The sequence below is a fragment of the Micromonospora trifolii genome, assembly GCF_022229005.1.
Taxonomy (GTDB): Bacteria; Actinomycetota; Actinomycetes; order Mycobacteriales; family Micromonosporaceae; genus Micromonospora; species Micromonospora trifolii.
In genome coordinates this window covers 263,468-284,146 of sequence record NZ_JAKKFD010000066.1, presented here as the reverse complement: position 1 = coordinate 284,146, position 20,679 = coordinate 263,468, and the positions used below count along the sequence as shown (strand labels likewise).

General features: G+C 66.2%; 18 protein-coding genes and 1 pseudogene. 2 read left to right on the top strand and 17 right to left on the bottom strand.

Translation table 11 applies throughout. The features are described from left to right. Positions 1-39 precede the first annotated feature (39 nt). The 15 genes and pseudogenes from NIE79_RS32025 to NIE79_RS31955 all read right to left on the bottom strand — a co-directional run bounded on the left by NIE79_RS32025 (position 40) and on the right by NIE79_RS31955 (position 17,044). A complete protein-coding gene (locus NIE79_RS32025) occupies positions 40-654 on the bottom strand; it encodes a 2OG-Fe(II) oxygenase (protein WP_238682118.1) in 615 nt (204 codons plus the stop codon). 110 nt (positions 655-764) lie between these two features. After that, the gene (locus NIE79_RS32020) at positions 765-1,598 is read right to left on the bottom strand and encodes a hypothetical protein (RefSeq protein WP_238682117.1); all 834 of its coding nucleotides are present in this window, start codon (positions 1,596-1,598) and stop codon (positions 765-767) included. Between the two features lie 7 nt (positions 1,599-1,605). Beyond that, complete coding sequence (locus NIE79_RS32015; RefSeq protein ID WP_238682116.1) at positions 1,606-2,667, bottom strand: LLM class flavin-dependent oxidoreductase; 1,062 nt, start codon at positions 2,665-2,667, stop codon at positions 1,606-1,608. A gap of 57 nt (positions 2,668-2,724) precedes the next feature. Next, positions 2,725-4,350, bottom strand: coding sequence for a class I SAM-dependent methyltransferase (locus NIE79_RS32010; protein ID WP_238682115.1), 1,626 nt, complete (start codon positions 4,348-4,350; stop codon positions 2,725-2,727). Positions 4,351-4,396: 46 nt separating this feature from the next. After that, positions 4,397-5,620, bottom strand: a complete 1,224-nt coding sequence (locus NIE79_RS32005; RefSeq protein ID WP_238682114.1) for an aspartate aminotransferase family protein — start codon at positions 5,618-5,620, stop codon at positions 4,397-4,399. A gap of 6 nt (positions 5,621-5,626) precedes the next feature. Then, a complete protein-coding gene (locus NIE79_RS32000) occupies positions 5,627-6,499 on the bottom strand; it encodes a sugar phosphate isomerase/epimerase family protein (protein ID WP_238682113.1) in 873 nt (290 codons plus the stop codon). 3 nt (positions 6,500-6,502) lie between these two features. Then, entirely contained in the window at positions 6,503-7,507 is a 1,005-nt protein-coding gene (locus NIE79_RS31995) for a glycosyltransferase family 2 protein (RefSeq protein ID WP_238682112.1), read from the bottom strand. A gap of 36 nt (positions 7,508-7,543) precedes the next feature. Next, positions 7,544-8,599 (bottom strand): glycosyltransferase, encoded by a 1,056-nt coding sequence (locus NIE79_RS31990; protein WP_238682111.1) that lies wholly within the window; start codon positions 8,597-8,599, stop codon positions 7,544-7,546. A 23-nt stretch (positions 8,600-8,622) separates the two neighbouring features. Then, complete coding sequence (locus tag NIE79_RS31985; protein WP_238682110.1) at positions 8,623-9,849, bottom strand: sedoheptulose 7-phosphate cyclase; 1,227 nt, start codon at positions 9,847-9,849, stop codon at positions 8,623-8,625. Positions 9,850-9,856: 7 nt separating this feature from the next. Beyond that, positions 9,857-10,969, bottom strand: coding sequence for a dehydroquinate synthase/iron-containing alcohol dehydrogenase family protein (locus NIE79_RS31980; protein WP_238682109.1), 1,113 nt, complete (start codon positions 10,967-10,969; stop codon positions 9,857-9,859). A gap of 84 nt (positions 10,970-11,053) precedes the next feature. Then, a complete protein-coding gene (locus NIE79_RS31975) occupies positions 11,054-12,523 on the bottom strand; it encodes an aldehyde dehydrogenase family protein (RefSeq protein ID WP_238682108.1) in 1,470 nt (489 codons plus the stop codon). Continuing rightward, entirely contained in the window at positions 12,520-13,440 is a 921-nt protein-coding gene (locus tag NIE79_RS31970) for an alpha/beta hydrolase family protein (RefSeq protein WP_238682107.1), read from the bottom strand. Before NIE79_RS31970 ends, NIE79_RS31975 begins: the two co-directional genes overlap by 4 nt. A gap of 123 nt (positions 13,441-13,563) precedes the next feature. Beyond that, positions 13,564-14,700, bottom strand: coding sequence for a LuxE/PaaK family acyltransferase (locus tag NIE79_RS31965; RefSeq protein ID WP_238682106.1), 1,137 nt, complete (start codon positions 14,698-14,700; stop codon positions 13,564-13,566). A gap of 606 nt (positions 14,701-15,306) precedes the next feature. Then, positions 15,307-16,077: pseudogene (gene erm / locus NIE79_RS31960) on the bottom strand (ErmE/ErmH/ErmO/ErmR family 23S rRNA (adenine(2058)-N(6))-methyltransferase); the annotation flags it as partial. A gap of 232 nt (positions 16,078-16,309) precedes the next feature. Further along, on the bottom strand, positions 16,310-17,044 hold the full coding sequence (locus NIE79_RS31955; RefSeq protein ID WP_238682105.1) for a class I SAM-dependent methyltransferase: 735 nt from the start codon (positions 17,042-17,044) through the stop codon (positions 16,310-16,312). A 340-nt stretch (positions 17,045-17,384) separates the two neighbouring features. Between NIE79_RS31955 and NIE79_RS31950 the strand changes: the two genes are divergently transcribed. Next, positions 17,385-17,831 (top strand): flavin reductase family protein, encoded by a 447-nt coding sequence (locus tag NIE79_RS31950; protein ID WP_238682104.1) that lies wholly within the window; start codon positions 17,385-17,387, stop codon positions 17,829-17,831. A gap of 42 nt (positions 17,832-17,873) precedes the next feature. Here the strand turns inward: NIE79_RS31950 and NIE79_RS31945 are convergent, their stop codons facing one another. Both NIE79_RS31945 and NIE79_RS31940 read right to left on the bottom strand, forming a co-directional pair. Then, positions 17,874-18,803: a thioesterase II family protein gene (locus NIE79_RS31945; protein WP_238682103.1), complete on the bottom strand. Its 930-nt coding sequence runs from the start codon at positions 18,801-18,803 to the stop codon at positions 17,874-17,876. A gap of 91 nt (positions 18,804-18,894) precedes the next feature. Beyond that, positions 18,895-19,851: a DMT family transporter gene (locus tag NIE79_RS31940; protein ID WP_238682102.1), complete on the bottom strand. Its 957-nt coding sequence runs from the start codon at positions 19,849-19,851 to the stop codon at positions 18,895-18,897. A 107-nt stretch (positions 19,852-19,958) separates the two neighbouring features. Between NIE79_RS31940 and NIE79_RS31935 the strand changes: the two genes are divergently transcribed. Next, complete coding sequence (locus NIE79_RS31935; protein ID WP_238682101.1) at positions 19,959-20,678, top strand: HAD family hydrolase; 720 nt, start codon at positions 19,959-19,961, stop codon at positions 20,676-20,678. The last annotated feature ends 1 nt before the right edge of the window (position 20,679 follow it).

The following is a 20,679-nucleotide window of genomic DNA, read 5'->3' as shown; positions in this document are numbered from 1 at the left end:
GCATGCGATCCCGGCACTGACCCACTTCGTCGACGACCGTCACTCGTACCAGACGGTGGTGTGGTCCTCCACATAATGCTCCGGCGCCTCGACGCTGAAGAAGTACGCGGCGAAGCTGCGCCGCGGACGCGGGCCCGGTAGCGGGGTCGGGTGCCCGTGGAACGATTTGTCCGACGTCTCGAACACCAACGTACGGTTGAACTGAGGCAGCACCTCGGCCACCGGACCGGAATCCCCGAACAGCTCGAGCTTTCCGCCGTCCTCTTCGGTCCAATCCGGATTCAGATAGCAGATGACGTTGAGCCGTCGGTACAGCCCTTCATCGCTGCGGTTGAAGTCGGCGTGCACGGCCAGCTTGCCACCCGGCTCGATGTAGTGGTAACCGCCGCCCTCGGTGCGCAGCGTCAGTTCCGGCATACCGAACGCCTGGGCGAACTCCGGCCCCCGAGCGGCAATCGCCTCGACGAACTTGAACGTGTTCGGACCCCAGAGGTGGTCCGGACCTTCGAGCTTCACCTCGTGCTGCGGGTCGCCGTAGCGGATCCACCCGTCGGCTTCCGGCTCCGGGAATTCCGCAAGAACCGACCGAAGAAGTTCGTCATCCCACATTCCATCGACAATGGCATGCGGAAACGGATGATCGGAAATGTTCATGTTGTCCCCCATATCGACTGTGGCGACAGTCCGCCGCCATCAAGGACGGCTCAGGCTACATCGCGAGCATAGTCATGCCCACCGATCGGCGCGAGACCTTTTTGCGCTGATCAGGACTCCAGTGGCAACTGCTGGTTGTTCTCACTGACGAAGGCGTTGTAGTGACGGTGTTCGAAGTCATGCAAGGTATAGATCTGGTGGTACCACTGCTGCGGAACATCGCGTGTAATCAGGTGGTAGGCCGGCGAGAACTTCTTGGTCTTGTTGCGCTCGTTGAACTCGGCGATCGCCAGCCGCTCACCGGTGAAGTCGTTGTAGAGCTCCACCTCGTCGCCGATGATGTCGTCGAAGTAGCAGTAGATCCGCGGCAGCCGGTACTTTTCGTCCACCTCGAGCATGGTCAGGGCGACCTCGGTCGACGAGTAGAAGTCGAAGTCGTGCATGACTGCTGCCAGCGGTGCCGGTTCGTACTGGTCGAAGAATGTCTCGGCCGTTTCCCGGATGTCGCCGATCACCAGCTTGGCGTTCTTCAGCCGCTCCCGCAGCCGGGCTTCGTCCATCGCGAAGAAACCCGGCTTCCAGTGGTACGGAAGGTCGCGGTAGTCCACCGGCGCGGGCAGCCCGGCACCGGTGTCGAAGCCGTACACCTGAATCCCGATACCGATTTCTTTCGACACTTCCTCGGCATACTGCTCAAGCAGCACGAGGCCGTTACCACCGGCTACGCCGTACTCGGCCATACTGATTTCCCGGTAACCGAGTTTCTTAGCCAGATCGGCCGAATGATAAACACAGTACGCGTAATACGGTCGCTCGAAAGCGCCGACTTCCAGCCGCTCCCGAAAAGTGCCCAGGCGAAGCTTCCCGGTGATCGCCGTGGCCAGCGGACGGGCCGGATTCCACTGCGCGAAGAGAGGGTTTCGGGAACTGAAGTTTCCAAGCATGCCCGGACTACGCCTTCACCAGGGGGAACACTTCGGTCGCAAACCGTTCCATGTTCTTCTTGGTGACCTCGACGTCACCGGAACCCTCCATCGCCAGCACGACATGCTTGGCACCGGACGCCTCGATGATCTCGTTCAGCCGCTCCGCGCACTGCTCGGCGGTGCCGACCGGGTTGTTGTCCAGCCAGTCCGAGATCCAGCTCTCCGCATCGTCGCGGCCCTCCAGCGCGGCCTGCTCGATGCGACGCAGGTGGTATCGGTAGTTCGGCAACTGGCGCAGATCCTCGATGCCGAAGCCGTCCCGCTGGCCCTCCTCGCCCCACCACTTGACGAGGCCAAAAATCTCCTTCTTGGCTTCCTCGCGGGTGGCGCCGACATGACCCACGCAGACCAGGACGTGCTCGACCGCATCCGGGTCGCGCCCGGCCAACTCGGCGTACTGGTTGTAGAGCTCGACCCGCGAGCGGGTCTCCTCATCCTGTTGGCCCAGCTGCAGGAGCAGCGGGAAACCATTCTGTGCAGCCCATTCCACGGTGGATGGTGACTCGCCCGCGACGTACACCGGCGGGTGCGGCCGGGTGTGCGGTTTCGGGTAGACCGGCACCGGCGCGAACGAGTACTCCTCGCCCTCCGCGCCCACGCGCTCCTCGGTCCAGGCCTTCATCATCAGGTCGACGCCTTGGCGCATCGAGTCCTGGGTACGGGTCGGATCGACCTTGAACACCTCGAAGTCGGCCGGGAAGCTACCTCGGCCTAGGCCGAGGTGGAAACGCCCGTCGCTCAGCTGGTCGAGCAGCGCGGTGCTCTCGGCCAGACGGATCGGGTGCATCAGCGGAGCGATGGTGACCGCGGTGCCGATGTTCAGGGTCTCCGTCTGGCCGAGCAGGTAGCCGGCGAGCGCGATGGTGTCCGGGCAGATGCCGTAGCGGGTGAAGTGGTGCTCCAGCACCCATCCGCTGCTGTAGCCAAGACGTTCGGCCACCTGCGCGTATTCGACGGTCGCCTTCAGCACCTCCCGTTCGGTCTGATGATCTGGCTTCGCCGTGGTGAGAAGGATTCCCCAGTTCATTGCTTAAGCCCTTGCTTTCTCTGATTGATCAACGCAATGGATCAGCGGATGATGGCGTCAGTCGTTGCGCTGGGCGGTGACCCAACCCTTCACGGTGGGGTCATCGCTCCAGACCACGCTGGTGGTGAAGCCGGCTTCGTCGAGGCGCTGGATGAGCGCGTCCGCGAGACCGTCCTCCTCTGGGTGCAGCTCGACGTGCATGTGGCGGATCACCCGCAGCACGTTGAGCGGTGCCTTGCCCAGGACGTCGTACTCAGCGCCCTCGATGTTCATTTTCATGTAGTCGATTTCGGCGATGCCGTGCTCCGTGAGCCACTCCTCGAGGGCCTGGCAGGCGACCTCTTCGTAGCCGTCCTCGGAGTGCGTCTCCATGTTGCGGGGCTCCACCGGCACGTCCGCCCAGAGCGGGTTCAGGAACAGGCTGTGCCCGACACTACCGGGACCGTGCCAGAGACGTACCGTCTCCGTTTTCGCACCGAGCGCAAGCTTGTGCGCGGTCACGTTGTCGGCCTCGTTTTCCGCAAGGTTTCGCTGCATGATCTCGAAGTTCTCGAAACCCGGTTCCAGGGCAAAGACCTTCCCCTTCGGAACCTGACGGGCAGCGAGCACAGCGAACGCTCCAATGTGGGCGCCGACGTCGACGATCGTGTCGTCCTCGCGCGGCGTGTACTCCGCCGCGAAGTACCGGGGCGAGCCGTAGTGGCTGTCCAGGACGATCTCGTCGGTGGTGCCGATCCGGTAGAAGAACCGGGCGTTGTCGAGCTCCCGGACGCCGATCGAACCAGGGGCTCCGGCGGTGTCGGCGGACGCGTCTGTCGTCATGGTGGGCTCCTCTGCTGTACCGGCTCGCTGAGCCGGATCCTTGATGGGGTGGGGAAGGTGTTCAGTGCTGGCCGGAATGGCGCCGAGCGCCCAGGCCCGCTGTTCCGATCCGCGCAGATGGGACATCGCCTTTGCCTCGGCGACGACCACCTGGCGTGCTTCGTCGTGCCCGGCGAAGGCGGTGAGCAGTCGGGACAGCGCCGCATCGGGCTCGCGTACCAGAATCCCGATGCCGGTGGTGGTCGCGTGCAGCAGCGCCGCATGCCAGCCGGATTCCTCGATGATCTGCTCGTAGCCGGCGGTCAGGTTCACGAATGCCACGTCGTGCAGGAGAACGACGGCATCCGGTGTCAAGAACGGGCGGACCGCACGCCAGTCCGCGACGATCTGCTCGGACGAGTGGAAGCCGTCGATGAAGACCAGGTCCACCTCACCGAGGTGTTCGGTGACCACCGCCGGGACGTCCTGCGGTGACACCGCCAGCACCGCGGTCACGTTCAGGCCGAGGTTCGCGGCGAGCCGGTTCGTGACCTCGATGCCGGCCACCGAGTTGATGTCGTACCCGGCGTCGATGGCGAGCACCTGGGCACCGGGGTTGGCCAGCGCGAGGGCGAGGGTGCTCCAGCCGTAGGCGTTCCCGATGACCAGGATCTTCTGCCCACGTCGAGCCTGTGCCAGGCACTCCAGGAAATAGATCTCCTGCACCGAGATGCCCAGCCCGTCGGTGACGCTGGCGCCGTCCTTGACGAGCCAGGTGAAGGGTGCGAGATAGAAGTCGTCGTGCAGGGTGGGGCTCAGCCCGGACGCCACCGCCACGTTTTCCGATGCGTAAGCCTCTACGAGGGATTCGAATACAGCCATAGCGACACCTCAATCCAGGTACTGGCGACGGCCGGGATGCTGCACCTCACCCATTGCTGATCAGGTCGAAGGCGCTGCGGCAGGCGTCGAGGGAAATCTGTACGTCTTCCTCGGTGTGTGCTGCGGAAAGGAACCACTGGTGGTTGGGGTGCAGGAGCACACCCCGCCGGACGACTTCGGTGAAGAACCGGACCTTCCGGTCACACCCGGCGGTGTCCGACTCGTCGAAGATCAGGAACGGCGAGACCGGCAAACCCACCACTTCAGCAGGGATTTCGTACGCGCGGACCAGCTCCGTGAGGCCGTCGACGAACGTCTCGCCGAGCCGTCGGATCCGCGCCAGCGCGTCGGTCTCCCGCAGGATGCCGATGGTGGTGATTGCCGCAGCCATCTCGGCCGGGTTTCCGTAGAACGTTGAGGACATGTGGGTACGGCCGAGGTGGGCCAGCACGTCCGCACGGCCGACCACAGCCGAGATCGGATACCCGTTCGCCATCGCCTTGCTGAACGTCGAGAGGTCGCCCACCACGCCGAAGTGCTCCTGGGCGCCGCCGAGCGCGATCCGGAACCCCGACCGCATCTCGTCCAGGATGAACAACGCACCGTGGGCGTTGGCGATCTCCTTGACCTGGTTGAGAAAGCCGGGTGCCGGAGCGTCGTATTCGTACGACATCATGATCACGCAGGCAATCTCGTCCGGGTGTGCCGCGAAGGCGCTCCGGACCGATTCGATGTCGTTGTAGGTGAACTTCAGCGTGTTCGACAGCGTGGGGTCAGGCACGCCCTCGGGACGCGGCGCGCACCAGTCGTGCCAACCGTTATAACCCCACCGCAGCACCTTGTCGCGCCCCGTGTGGATCCGGGCGAGGCGTACGGCCGCCGTCGTGGCGTCCGAGCCGGTCCGGAGTAGATACGCCTGTTCCGCACCCGGGATGACCTCAGTCATCAGTTCGGCCAGTTCCACCTGGCGCGGATGCCACAACGGGGACGCACACGTGCCCTGCGCCATCTGCCGGACGACCGCGTCGAGAACCCTCGGCTCCGCGTGGCCCAGGACAACCGGTCCGTACCCGAGATTGAAGTCGATGAACCTGTTTCCGTCCACGTCCCATACGTGAGCGCCGGAGGCCCGTTCGAAATACACCGGGTAGCCGAGGTTGGCAGCGTCAACCTCCAGGATCTGGTCCCGGGTGGCGGCCCAGGCGTCCACCGTGCGAGCCCGCCTGGACCACTTCTCCGACGAGGGGAACATGACTTCGGGACGAGACATCAGGGCTTACCTTTCCGTCCGGGTTTCGTAACCGTCGGCGATGCCGCGCGACGCCCGGTCCAGGCATGCGACCAGGTGCCGCTGGACGTCGCGGAAGAGTTCGGCGGGCTCACGTTCGGCATGGCGCCGACCGAAGAGCTCAGCGGACCAGTAACCCGCATATCCGGTACGGAGGATCGCGTCGATCCCCTCAGCCAGCGGCACCAGTCCACGGCCGGGCAGTTCGTCGCGGTCGTCGTCCGCCCAGGCGTCACCCTTGCGGGGCCCAGAGTCCGCGATCTGGACGGTGACGATGTCTCGCGCGTCGAGCGCGGCCACCTCCGGCCAGCTGGTCTCACCGACCCACAGGTGCCAGGTGTCCAGAACGATTCCGGCACGCTCGCGGCCGACCAGATCGATCACCTCCAGCGCCTGGTCGAGCGACGAGAACTGGCTGAAGCAGACCGGCTCGATGCCTAACCGCACGCCGTGCGGGAAAGTGCGGTCCGCCAGTCGTCGCAGCGACGCGACGATGATGTCGCGCTGCTCCCGCCACGTCGTCACGTCGAACTCGTTGAGCACGACGACCTGCAATGCGGGACAACCCACCCGCTGTGCGAGCCGAGCCCAGCGGTCGCCCGCGTCGAGCAGCTCGTGGTGGTGCCCGCGGGCGATCCGCTCCACCGGCATGAGCACGTCGACCATCGACACGGCGAGGTCACCCAGGCTGTCCGGCAGCCGGTCCGCAGCCTGCGGGTCCTGCTCGAAGTACCGCTCCAGTTTCGGAATGCTCAGCTCGGTGGCATCGAAGCCGGCCGCTCGTGCGTTGCGAATGTCGGTCTCTACATCGGCGGCGGGAGCGCATCCGACATGGATCGAGGTTTTCATCGCGCGACTCATCCGTTACGGCCGGATCGGATCGTCGGGCGTCACCCAGATGGTCTTCCACCAGGTCTTGTACATGACGTCCCAGTCCGACTTGGCCTGCTGCTGAGTGACCAGCTCCCAGACCTTCTGACCGGGATCGACCCCGACCTTGGTAGCCGCATGCATACCGGCGATCGCAGCGAGACGCCACAACGCGTTAGCCCCGACCATGGCGTTGACCGCCACCTGCTTCGGCTGCGAGTAGTGCTTCGTGTAATAGCGGCGCAGGCTCTGGTAGAGCAGGATGGTCCGCTTGCCGTCGGTGGAGCTGAACGAGCCGCCGAGCAGGTGGATGACCACCGCACTCGGGGTGAACCGCACGGTCCAACCGGCCTTCCAGATCCGGTAGCACCAGTCAAGTTCCTCGGCGTAGATGAAGAAATACTCATCCAGACCGCCGACCTGATCAATGACCTCCCGGCGCACCATCATGCAGGCGCCGTTCACCCATCCCACCTCGCGCTCCTCGGTGTGATCCGTGAAGGCGGGATAGGTGCGCTTCAGCCAGCCCTGCAGGAACGGCAACCGGTACAGGTCGGTGTACCGCAGCGTGTCGTTGACCAGCGACGGGAAGTCGTCCATCGACCACTGCAGCGAACCGTCGGCGTTCAGGTGCCGGGCACCGACACACCCGGCCTCCGGGTGCGCCTCCATGCACTCCACCAGGCCGCTCACAGTGGTGGGCAGCGAGATCGTATCCACGTTGAGCAGCAGGATGTACTCGCCCTTGCAGGACTTGAAGCCGATGTTGTTGGCGCCCGCGAAGCCATGGTTACGGTCGAGCGAGATCACCACCACGTCGGGCCAGTTCTCCTGCAGATAGCTCACCGAGTCGTCGTGAGAGCCGTTGTCGACCACGATGGTCTCGAACCGCACGTTCTTGGTGGTGTCATACAGGGTCGTCAAAGCCTGGGCGAGCAGCTCGCGGGAGTTCCAGTTGACTATCACAACCGAGACCTGCGGATTCTTCGGCGCGGTCATCACGCCTCCTTCGCTACGGTGGAAAGCGGCCGCGTGCTACGCAAGGACCGACCGATAGAACCTGATGTGCTCGTCCACCATGCGTTCGGTGGAGAAGTGCTCCTCGGCGACCGTCCGGCACGCCAGGCGGTCGTACGTGCGGTACTTACGGAGGCCCTCCACGACCTCCTCGAAGCTGTCGCACACCGCACCCGTGACGCCGTGCCGGACCACCTCGTCGACCGCACCGCTGCGCCGCGCGACGATCGGTGTACCGGTGGCCAGGGACTCGACCATCGCCAGACCGAACGGCTCGGGCCAGGCGATCGGGTTGACCATCGCCACCGCGTCCTTGAGCAGATGAAGGCCGGCGATCCGGTCCACCTCGCCGAGGAACTGGACGTCGTCTCCGTCGATCAGTGGTTCCACCTGGTCCTCGAAGTAGGCCCGCTCGTGATCTTCGGCGACTCGTGAGGCGAGTTTGAGCCGCAGACCGGCGGCCCGCGCGGCGAGAATCGCCTCCCGGACGCCCTTCTCCGGCGCCATCCGCCCGAAGAAGGCCACGTACGGACCCTTTTCGTCCCCCGCGCCGTCACCGAACGGCGTGTTCTTGACGTCGATCCCGAGGTGGATCATGTGCGGCGTGAACCCGGACGCACCCGCAGCCTGCGCGTGCGAGATGGCCAGCACCGGAACCCGGCGGGAGGCCGTCTGGTAGATGAGCCCCAGATCGGGTGAGCTGTGACCCGGAAGCGGAGGCGTGAACGGCAGGTAGTTGGTGGTGACGACCGGAACGTCGACCACACTCGGGCCGATGAGAGGACCGGCATACGTAATATCGTGAATGATGTCGACGCCCTGGTCGGACAACCACCGGTAACCGGACAGCACATGGAACAGTTCGGTGGGAGCGGTGTGCCAGCCCTTGGTGTGGTCCAGTTCTTCAATCACGCCCGACGTCGGAACCGGACAGGTGGACGACCGCGCCGCCCACAGCCGGACCTCATGTCCACGGCTGACCAGTCCTCTGCACAGCTCATCAGCGGCACGCTCCACGCCGCCGTACGCCCTGGGCGGGATCTGCCACGGCGGAGCCAGGAATCCAACGGTCATCTTCTCGGTCAAGGCGTTCCTATCTACTTTCGCGGCCGAGCTGCCAGGACGCGGTTCAGTGCGGCTTCGATCTCCGCGCTACTGAGATCGTCAACAAATTCGCAGTAGCCTATTTCCGTCGGGATCGGGGTCCGCTGGCGCTCACTGCGATGCTGCATACGCTCCAACAAGGACGCCCACATCGCCTCGAGGTCGATGATGGGTGGCGCCAACGGAAGCCCCAGGTCGGCGGTGAGGGCCACCAAGCGGTCGAACTCCCCGACGGGCATCATGCTGCGGCCGACCGAAATCGCCGAGGAGATCAGCAGGTCGACGACGACCGCGTGGCCGTGCCCTATCGCCGAGTCACCCATCTCGAACGCCTGGGAGAACGTGTGGCCGAGGTCCACCGTCCTGGTCAGGTCGCCCTCGTAGATGTTTCCGCTGAGCTCGCGCAGCATCACATCGATCGAGCGGTACAGGAGCGCCTGGCCCTCATCGTCGCTCATCCGGGTCCGCACAAACGACGGTGCACCCCGTTCGAGCATCTCAAAGATGGTCTTGTCGCAACCGAGTCCCAGCTTCAGGATCTCGCCGAACCCGCCCGTCCAGGAATAACCGGTCAGAGAGCTGAAGAATCCCCGATCCAACAGCACCGAGTGCGGCGGGGTGAACGTACCGAGCAGATTCTTTCCGCCGGTGAAGTTCACGCCGGTCTTGATACCGACGGAGGCGTCCACGTAGCCCAGCAGCGTGGTCGGAACCCGGACGACCGGGATCCCGCCCCGGAAGATGCTGCCGGCAAACCCCACCACGTCCAGCAGCGCACCGCCACCGATGGCGACGATCGACTCGCGGCCGGGGTCCAGTCCCCGCTGGTGGAACGCGGAGACCAACCTCGTCGAGGTCTCCAGTGTCTTGCAGGATTCTCCGCCCTCAATCGCGATGAAGTCGGCCGTCACGCCGTGGTGCGTGAAGTAGGCACGGACGGCGTCGTGCCAGGCGGGCGGCACGTTGGAGTCCCAGACGATCAACCGGCGATCGGAGGAGACGCCGCTGCGCAGCAACGCCAGATTGCCCGGGTCGCAGAACGGCTCGGCCACCTCGATCGTGTACGTGGCACCGTCATGGAAGGGCACCTGCCAGGTGAGGCCGGATCCCGGCAGATCAGCGATGCCGCTGCGGAAGATGTCGGCGCGACCGGGCACCGTACGGAGCCGGCCCCCTGCCTCGTTCACCGAATTCAACGGCGACATGCGCTGTCCGTCCAATCGTCGATCATCGTCGTCCCGCGCCCTCGGCGTCGGCCGTAGCTGAGTCGACAGTCCAACCAGCACCGCTGTGGTCCTGCCGCATGGCATCCAGTGCCAGGGCAACCTCGGCCATCGTGACGTCGCGGACAAACTGACCGGCACCAACGCAGCGCGGCAACAGCACACCTGACCGGCCCAGCGCGTCATGCAGCACCCGCGCCGAAATGTCGGGAACGATGGCAGGCAGCCCCAGTCGCCGGCCGAGCCTCTCAACGCGGATCAACTCGTCCGGGGGAAGCATCCCCCGGTGCGCCGAGATCGTCGCCGACAACCGCGCACTCAGCGCAGTGGCCTCACCGTGCCGGACGGTGGCGCCGTCGGCGAACCCAGCGAAGGCTGCGGCGAACGACGGATCGGTGCCCGCGTACGGCTGCCGCAGTTGCAGGTCGATCGCCCGGCCCAAGACCACCCGACCGGCGTCATCCTGCAGTTTCCGGGTCACGTGGGTCTCCGCGCCGGATTCCAGGGCGGTGAAAAGCTCGGCGTCGTGCAGCAGCCCGAGTTCCAGCAGTTTGCCCAGCCCACCGGCGATCTCTCGAGACGGCAGCGAGGACAGGAAACTCCGGTCGAGCAACACCAGCTTGGGGGCATAGCTCGATGCGATCAGATTCGCGGCCCCACCGGCGTTCACCCCGCACCGGACGGCAGCCGACAGCGCGACGTAGCCGAACAGGGTCGTCGGCACCCGCAACCACGGCACCCCGCGCCGATACACGCTTGCGGCGAAACCGCCCAGGTCGAGAACCGCCCCGCCGCCCACCACGATGATCGGTTCGGTCCGCCGGTCCAGGCCGAATCGGCGCAGCTCACCAAGAACCGCGCCGACCGTCTCCATGTTCTTCGCCTGCTCGCCACCCGGCACGACGAAGAAGCCAGCGTCGATACCACGAGCTGCCAGGTAATTCTGCAGCGGCGCCTGCCAGTGCTCGGCCACCCCGGCGTCGAGGATGAAGAAGCGCCGGCCGGACGTCCGGCCAGCACCAAGAAGGCCGTCGTTGCCGGGCTCCAGAAGAAAATCCGACACGCGAATCTCGTACGACCGGTCGCACACGGCAGGAATCCGCCACCGCATGGTCATCCCACGGTCTCCCGTCCACTGGTGTCGTGAGTCGCGTCATCGCCGCAGCCCGCACGGCGCGCTGTCGTCCTCGAGCAACTGCCGTCAGAAGACGACATCTTGGAAGCTCTTGTTCTCGAGAATCTTCGTCTGGTCCAGCGGCAGGACCATTCCCTTGGGGAACTCGCGCGCAGGCGCCTCGTGCGAGACGTACCGGACGAGACGCTGGAGCGGCCGCATCCCGTCATGCGTTCCACCGATCCGGAACACGTTGTTGAGACCCAGCTCAACGATCCGGGAGACGCGGCGCTTCGCCAGTTCGTCACGGTGCTCCGCGATCACGTCCCACGGGGCCACTGCGACGGTCTGTACCCCTTCATCCACATGTGCAAGCGCCTCGACCAGGTCTTTGACTGGGCGAACGATCACCGTGCGCTGCAACGGCGCCTCCAACGGTGGGTCGAGCTGCGCATCGGCCGGGGCGACGAAGATGGCCGCACGGGAGGCGGTGGCGTAAAGCTTGCCGCCGGCGAACTCCTGGTCGAGACGCCGCCCATTGAGGTAGGCGAGTTCGTCCGTGCTCAGCTTGCGCGGGGGCAGCAGGGACTCGTAGCGGCGCAGGCCGGCGTCCAACTCGGTCAGGAACGGCTCCAGGTCGCCTTCGACGAAGACCTCCTGCACGGAGAAGCAGGCGGCTTGGTCGTAGAGACTGGCGTCATGCGCGACGCCGAGGGCCGCCTTGTGCGGGTCGGCGCCACGGCCGACAAGGGCAAGACTCCGTTTCGGCCCGAACGGTGTGAAGGACGCCTCGGCACCGCAACGCTCCTTCGCACGCTGGACCGCAATGGCCGAGCCCCAGGCGACGACCCCGTCCGACGACCGGATCAACTCGGCGCCCAGTTCGTTGTCCTCCGGCCAGTAAGCCACTGTCACGGCCCTGGTCACGGGGTGGCTGGCATCCAGCTCGATCAGGCTGAGCGCGAGCGAGAGGGCGGTCACCGGGTCGCCGGAGGCCACCTTCAGCACCGAGATGTTCTTGGTCAGCAGGGCACGCAGAAGCGAGATGACCGTGGACGATGGCACGTTGCCCGGCAGCACGTGCGTGACACGGCCGACCGGGTACGCATGCACCATGGCCTCGTCGGACCGCACCCACTCATCCAGGATGAACCGGCTGCCCAGCTCGATGTCCAGCAGATCGAGCATGCGCGCGTGCGAAGTGAACAGGACGCCGATCCAGTCCGCCTCGTGCTCGGCCGCCTCCTCCGAGTACCCGAGGACCATCTGCAGCTGCGCGATGAAAAGCCGGCGACGGCTGTACTCGCTGCTGCGCCAGTTCCGGCCAACCCGGTTGAGGAAAGCGATGATGTCCTGGATCGGCACGTCCCGCAGCAGGTTGCGGTCCAGGCCGTCGATCTTCGACTTCACGTCGGCAGTGAATGCCGGCAGGATCACCTCGCACCGATCTTCGGTACGCAGGACCTGCTGCTCACCCGGTGCGACGTAGCGCTTACCCCCGACGATGAACGGCAGTTTCAGGCGAGGAGCAGGTTTTCCCTCTTCAGACTGGTTCATACCGCCGGGCTCCCCTCGGTCTTCGCTGCCCGCTGCTCGCTGAAGTCCTGCTGCCGCTCGGCGATCCGCGCCTCGAGGACCGCGTCGAAGGTCGGCATCAACACGGCCTGCGGGTCTGCGTCGTGCATCGGCCCATTGCCGATGGCGAGGCTCGCCATCCGCTCCAGGATGGTCATCACGGCGACCGGATTCCGGCCCAGATCGTGTCCGGAGTATGGCAACTTGATGACCAGCCGCTCGCCGCCGTCGCCATCGGTGTAGGCGGTCGTGCACTCACCTACATCGACCCAAGGATCGCCTTCGGCAACGCAGTTCGCCACCGGAGCGGAGATCGCCTTGAGGGATCTGATGGTGCGCTCGTACGACAGGCAGCGCGTTTCGCGCGAGTCGGTCCACAACGGCACCGGGTCCACGTCGTGCCCCATGACCGGAAGGATCGCCGGGAGTTCCTCCCGGGCCATCGACAGGTAGTCGCGACCGGTGACCTCAGTGATGGTCCGGTGACCGTCGACGACGCCGGAGAGCGCCATGATCCGCTCGATGTCCTTGTCTTCGGCGGCGACCTGGTAGGCGGCAAGATTGGCGAGACTCATGGCCACCAGCCGGACTCCGCGTCGGTTCTCGGTCGCGCGCGCCAGCTCGATAGCCGCGATCATGCTCTGCCGCATACCCGTGAGTGTGAAGTTCCTGATGTCGCCATCGCTCAGGCCGATGTGGTCGATGGAGTCGAACCGGTAGACGATCGCACCGTTGCCGACGAGGCACAGCGCGATACTTCCGACGTCGCGCATCCTCCGGGCGAACCCAGGGCTCATCACGACGATAGGGGCATCCGGAGCGAAATCCTCCGGGGCACTGCGCCAGACCGCGACGCGTCGCCCCTCAGACGTCCAGGCGTCGAGGCGTTCCGTTTTCATGGCTGCAGGGCACCTTGCTCTCGCTGGTACAGGAAGAATGGTGGAAGACCGCCAGCCATCCGTTCCTAAGCGGCGGCGGTAGCCCGGCGCGTATCCGCGCCCCAGGGCTGATTCGGCATCTCGTCAGTCGGCTTGCACTGTGGATCTGATGGTTTCGGCACAACCTGCATGCGAAGACCCCCGAAGGCGGCGCACTAGTTCCATCGTGACGCCCGGCCGACCACAGTCACAGACGCCGGACAGCACGCGGGCGACGTCGTCGCCCACCAGGAAGCAGGGATAGCTCTTAGCTGTGGCGTCGGAGAAACACAGGACGCCGGCCTCCCCGTCGGGCAGCGGCTCGAATGTCACCGGGTCGCGGGTGAACGCATGCACCCACGGCGGCACGTGCTTCCGGTGATGCTCACACTCGACGAGCAGTGTGTTGAGCTCGACCTGGTTGAACACATCGCGGATCTGCAGGGGGTCAGCCAGGCTCAGCGCCTCGCCGACCACCTTGTTGAACTCGTGCCGGTCCATCCGCTCCGACTCGCGGTTCTTCCATCCACCGCCGGTGAACACGAACAGGGAGTCGCCACCCTCAAGTGGTGCGCCCGCGCCGATGACCTCTTGGCAGAAGTCGGACACCAGGAACGGTGGACCGACCACGAACACCTTGTCCATCTCGACAAGTGACCGGCGGACGTCGTCCACGGCTTCTTTGAGAAGTAGGTCGGAACCCACGACATAGCTCTGCATCGGCGCCATCTGCTCCAGCAGACTCATCACATAGCTGAACCAGACGTTCCCAGAATCGCTACGGGACGGGCCGAGGTTGATGATCGTGCTGTTCGTCTCGTCCATGCCGTCGAGATAATTGCCGAATAGCGGACTGTCCGACCGCATCATGCCGCAGAGTCGGTGCAGCGTGACTCCGTCACGATGAATGACACTTTTGGTCCCTGAGGTCCCACTGCTCGTGAAGTTCATCACGATTTCATCGGGCGGGACACTTAGTACACGCTGCCTTTTGAAAACCGAAGTCGGCAACTGCGGAATGCGGACCAGATCGTCGACGGTCTGAATGTGCTCGGCCGTCACGCCTTTACGGTCGGCGAAAGACGCGTATTGGGGACAGGACGCCAAGTGGTGCGCGAACGCCTCACGGACGAGCTCCAACCGCAGGTCAGCCTGCCACTCGACGCTGTTCTCGAGCCAGTCATGGTCACCGAAAACGACGGAATCAATCAGCGAAACAGGCGCGAGATTCTGGGTGAACACGGACCCGGATCCAGCTGCCCCGGCGGTAGCAACAGCACGGCCCGCTTGCTCCAAAGCAGACAGACCGTCATCAGCCGGAACTTTAAGTACCACATTGACCCCCGCGGTCGTCCAAACTCGACTCGGTCAGGACCGTACACGACGGTACACGCCACACGGAAGTGCTACGACTATCGACGACGATGCACAGTGTCTCACCTGTGGACGGTTGACGGACCGTATCTTGTTAGGTATCCGGTTGACCGAGGTGCGGTTACGCGGTACCGGGCATCCATGGGGTCGCCCTCGGCGAGCATGGCGAGGGCTTCGAAGAGGTGGATGCCGTGGTTCGCGGCGGTGGATAGATATCTGTTGATCGTGCAGAACTGGTTCGGCGCCGGTGGGGGCGCAGCGGCACCCGGATTTCTGCCGGATTTCCGACCACAGGGATTCCGGACCGCGCCGCGCCCGCTGCCGATCAGCGCGAGCGAGACCGAACGTCAGCAGATCGTGCCGACGCGGCGTTCGCGCTACCTAGGACCGCCGACGCCGCGTGGACCCCGATCGGCCACCCTGCTGACGGCGCGAGCTCCCATCGCGATGATCCCGTCGCGAGCCTCGGCCGCGGCTCTCCAGCGCGTTGTGCAGATCGATCCATTGGTCCGGGTGCACGAACGCCACCACGACGGAGCGGTCGATCCGCGCCGCGGAGAACGCAGCATCCAGCACGGGCGTGGAGTACAGACGCCGCAACGAAGCATGCACCGAACCACCGACCCCGCCGAAGGCCAGCTCGACCATGCGCAGGTAGCGGGGATAGCTACCCGGCGAGATGAGCAGCTCGGGCCGGCGTTCGATGTGCAGGACCCCGGCGTCGACCCGGGGAACCGGCCGGAACTGGGTCCGCGAGATCACACCGCGCAGTTCCCATCGGAAGGTTGGCCAGCTGCTGACGGTGACCAGACTCCACCGCCCGTAGGCGCCGGTCCGCTTCTTCGCGTACTCAAGCTGGGTGATGATGGTCGTCGCCATCATCTGCTCCGCGTTCAGACCCCAATCGACGATGGCGCTGGTGATCGAGAACGGCACATTGCCGACCAGTTGGAACGGTACGGTCGGCGGCCACGCGTCGAGGAAGTCGCCGACCAGGATGTGCACGTTGGGAGCGTTGCGCAGCCGATCCTTCAGCCGCTCGGCCAGACGATCATCCAGCTCATAGGCAACCACCTCGCCACACATCCGGGCGAGCGGTTCGGTGATCACTCCGTCGCCGGCGCCCACCTCGACGCAGAGATCGTCCGGCCCGAGGTCCACCCGGTCCAGGAACTCCTCGGCGGCCGCGCGGCCCCGCAGAAGGTTCTGCGAGAGCTCACGCTGCCGGACGTCACGTTCACTCAGCTCGTGGTAGCGGTCAGGAGCGCCGGGGCCGGGCCTCATCCCGCCACCCCGCCTCATCCCGCCACCCCGTGGATCAGCCACGTGGCCAGTATAAACGGAGTGCCCGCCGGGCCGCCCGGTCGCGTGCGGCAGCGGCCGGCGAGACCCGCCCACACCGCCCAGAAGGGCATCAACGACCGAGCGCTCTCGGCGATCATCCGGCTGGCCTCGATCCCGGCCACTCCGGCGAGCGCTACAGCGCGATGGTGAAACCGCGCGTACGCATGTGGTCGGCCAGCCGGAAGGAGCCATCCGTCGGAAGTGAATGATCTCCACGCCAGACCACGGCGAAGTTCCGGTCGACCTCGATGCTGCGGATGACGTCAGTCATGTGGGCGACAATCAGCATCAGCTCGCTCAGCAGCGGCGACATCAGCGGCAGCTCGGCCATCAGCTCTTCCGGCCAGTCGTGGGTGTGACCCCACGCCCAGTCCTCGATGATGTACGCACCGCCGGGCCGGAGAAATGGGAACACCGACTCGAACGTCGCGCGCGTCTCGCCGTAGAAATGCGACGCGTCGTCGATAACCGCATCGATCGGCTCGCCGTCGAAGTCCTCGGCGATGATGGCGGAGAGCGCCGCGTGGTCGTCCTGGGAAACACCGCTATGCAGACGAATCCGGTCTTCCAGGGAATTCCGCTTGATGTAGTCCGCCAGTGACGGCGTCTTCTCGATGTCGATCGCACAGAGACGTTCGAGCTGGTGACGCTCGGTCCAGTAGATCGCGTCGCCGCCGTGCAGCAGGCCGATCTCGACCATCCGTCGCGTGTGCGCCCGGTCGAGCACCGCGTTTTCGCGCTCGATGAAGTCCGCATCCTTGTGGATGTAGATGACGCCGTCTTCCAGGTTCTCCGGGGTAGACAGCCCACCGTGCGCACGCACTTCGATGTCGTTGATGCGGATCGCACCATCAAGGAGGGAATCCATGGGGCCGTACAGTACACGCTGGACTGATCTTGCGCGGGTCGTCGGCGGCTGCCCTCATCGGCCGACAGCGACGCCCATGAACGCTTGAAGCGCGTGTCGACAGCGGCGAGTCCCGATGCCATCGAGGGCGTAAGCGCCCGTAAATCACGCTCGCCGGAGGCGAGACGATACGGATCCACGGCTCGACACGATGGCTGTCGCATGTGGACCTACGGCTTCGTCGGGGCCCTCGAGAGCATGCTGCCGTGAGCTACGATCTGCCTCTATGAAAACGACCCCGATGACATCGGATCCGTCGTCCGGGACAGCGGTCGACCTCGGCCAACGATTCCGTGAAGCCATGGCGAGATATCCGAGCGGCGTCACGATCGTCACGACCCGGGACCACTCGGGCGAGTGGTGGGGCTTCACCGCCACGTCCTTCTGCTCGGCCTCGGCCACCCCGCCGCTCGTCCTGGTGTGCCTGGCGAAAACGGCCGAATGCCACCCCGCCTTCCTCACGGCGGAATCTTGGACCATCCACGTGCTGCACGCCGAGCAGGAGGAACTCGCCAGGCGGTTCGGCACCCGCGGCGCCGACAAGTTCGCCGGTGGGCACTTCGTGCCCAACGCTGACGGCTCCCCCGCGCTGTCCGACTCCTGCACCACGATCGACTGCGACGCGTCGGTGCGGTACGACGCAGGCGACCACACCATCCTGGTCGGCGAGGTGACCGACGCACGGATGAACGAGAGTCTTCCCGCCGTCTACTTCCAGCGTCGCTTCCGCAGCCTGCAGATTCCCTGACAGCGGCCGCTGCCCGTCCACCCCCGGCTGGTGACGCCCCTCTTACGTGCGGGCCACCGCACGCAAGGCCTCGCGCATCCGGCGGGTCATGTCGACCTGGTGGCTCGACAGGAAGAAGTGTCCGCCCCGGTACAGGTGCAGAGCGAACTCGCCGCTCGTGTGCCGGTTCCAGTCGGCCACCTCGGACACCAGCACGCGTGGGTCCTGCTCGCCGGCGAAAGCAGTCACCGGGGCCTGCACCCGGGCGTCCGGGTCGGGCCGGTGCGTCTCCAAGGCGCGATAGTCGTTGCGGATCACCGGCAGGAACATCCGGGCGACCTCGGCGTCGCTCATCAACGCCGCGCCGGGACCGTCGAGTGTCTGCAGTTCGGTGAGGATGGCCGCGTCGGACCGGAGGTGCACACCGTCGGAACGGTGGCGCGACGGTGCACGCTGGCCGGAGACGAACAGCACGGACACGTCTCGACCGGCTGCTTCCAGGCGGGTCGTCACCTCGAAGGCGATACTCGCGCCCATGCTGTGCCCGAAGATGGCCAGGTCCCGGCCGTCCGGCTCGACGAGCAGCGCAGCGATCCGGTCTGCGAGGGCCGGGATGCCCGACATGAACGGTTCCCGCCACCGGTCCTGCCGGCCGGGGTACTGCACCGCCAGCACTTCCACATCCGGCCCGATGGACCGGGCCAGGGGAAGGAAGAAACTCGCCGATCCGCCGGCGTACGGCAGGCACAGCAGTGTGGTGCGGGCCTCGCTGGTCGGGTGGAACCGCTTGAACCAGCTTTCGCGTCCGTCATCGACCATGCCGGTGATGTTAGTACGGCAGCCACCGACCGTGAGCTGACCTCGGACGACAGACCGACCTCGACACCACCGAGCCCGATCGCCACTCAGCAGGTATGCGAACCGGGTCAGCCCAGCGGTTTCGGCCCGGACGAAGTCGGCAAAGCCGTCCCGGGTGCGGTCCTCAGTCGTCAACGGATCGCCCTCCTCACCCGAACAGACACCGGGCGGACCCGCTGCGGAGGGAACCAGCGTCCACTTCCTCACGTCGGGCCACGGCCTGCGATCAGTCGTTCAGCGGCGTCGGGTCGGCCGGCAGCGCGACGGGTGCGGGCCGGCGAGCGGCCCGGCCGCCGCCGAGCACCACCACCGCCACCCCGACCAGCAGCAGCGCCATCCCGAGCAGCGCGTACGGGCGGGGCACCTGACCCAGCCAGGCCCAACCGAGCAGAGCCGCGCCCGGCGCCTCCAGCAGGATCAGCACGCTCACGGTGGTCGCCGGGATCTTCTGCAGGGCGTAGTTGAACATCGAGTGCCCGAGCAGCTGGGCACCCGCCACCAGGGCCAGGATGGCCAGCCAGGTACGCCCGTCGAAGCCGGTCAGCCGTACGCCGCCGACCAGGCACAGGGCCAGCAGGATCAGCGCGCAGATCCCGTAGCAGATGGTGGTGTAGGTGGTGGTGCTGATGCTGACCCGGGCCCGTTCCCCGAAGGCGGTGTAGACGGCGGCGAACATGGCGCCGATCAGCGCCAGGACGTCACCGAGGACGGCGCGGCCGGAGACTCCCACGTCGACCCCGGTGGCGACCGCCGCGCCGCCGACCGCCACCGCGATGCCGATCCACACCACCCGGGGCAGCGGACGCCCCTGGGCGCGGGCGATCAGCCCCTGCCAGACCGGTTGGGTGGCGACCAGGGCGGTGGACGTGGCGACCGAGGTGAGTTGGGCACTCGGCACCCAGGTCGCGAAGTGCCCGGCCAGGGCGACCCCGGACAGGACGCAGAACAGCCCCTCCCGCCGACCCACGCCCACTGTCAGCCGGCGGAACTCTGCGCGGCGTCGGGCCAGCGCGAAAGGGCTCAGCACTGCCACCGCGAGCAGGTTGCGCCAGAACGCGATGGCCAGGGCGGGGGCGGCGGCGTACGCGATCAGCGGCGCGGACGACGACACGGCGACCACCGCCAACCCGACCGCACCGGTGGTCAGCGGGTCCAGAGACGGCCGGGGCGAAGGTGGGGGCACGGGACGTAATCCTCACACGTATGACGGTCAGCACGGAGGGTCATCACTCCGTTACGATCACGCGGGTTCGCGCCGGCGACCCTCGACCGCCCGGAGGCGCTCCCCTCATGCCCAGCTACCAGGCGGTGCTGTTCGACTTCTTCGGCACCCTGACCCGGTCGGTACAACGCGGTGTCGCGCACGTCGGCACCGCCGAACTGCTCGGGTGTCCCACCGAGATCTTGACCGAGGTGCTGAACCGCACCTACTACGAGCGGGCCAGCGGCCGGCTCGGCGACGCGGAGGCGACCCTGCGCTGGGTCTGCGCCCAGGTCGGCGTACACCCGAGTGACCATGCGGTGCGGGCGGCGGTGGCGTCCCGGCACCGGGCGGTCCGCGCCGACACGTGGCTACGGGCCGACGCGGTGCCGGTGCTGGCGGCCCTGCGCCAGCGCGGCCTGCGCACCGGCGTGATCAGCGACTGTACGCACGAACTGCCGGCCTTCCTGCCGCAGCTCGCGGTCGCCCCCCTGCTCGACGTACGGGTCTTCTCGGTGCAGGTCGGGCGGTGCAAACCGGATCCGACGCTCTACCTGACGGCCTGCCACCGGCTCGGGCTCGCGCCGGGCGACTGCCTGTACGTCGGCGACGGCGGCAGCCAGGAGTTGACCGGCGCCGAGCGGGCCGGGATGACCGCCGTCCGGCTCGCCGCACCGGATCTGGTCACGCACATGGTGTTCAACGCCGACCGGGACTGGCGCGGCCCCACGCTCGGCACACTGGTCGAGGTGCTCGCCCTCGTCGACGCCGACGCCGCGGTGGCAGGCGTCGGCGGGCGAGCCGGCTGAT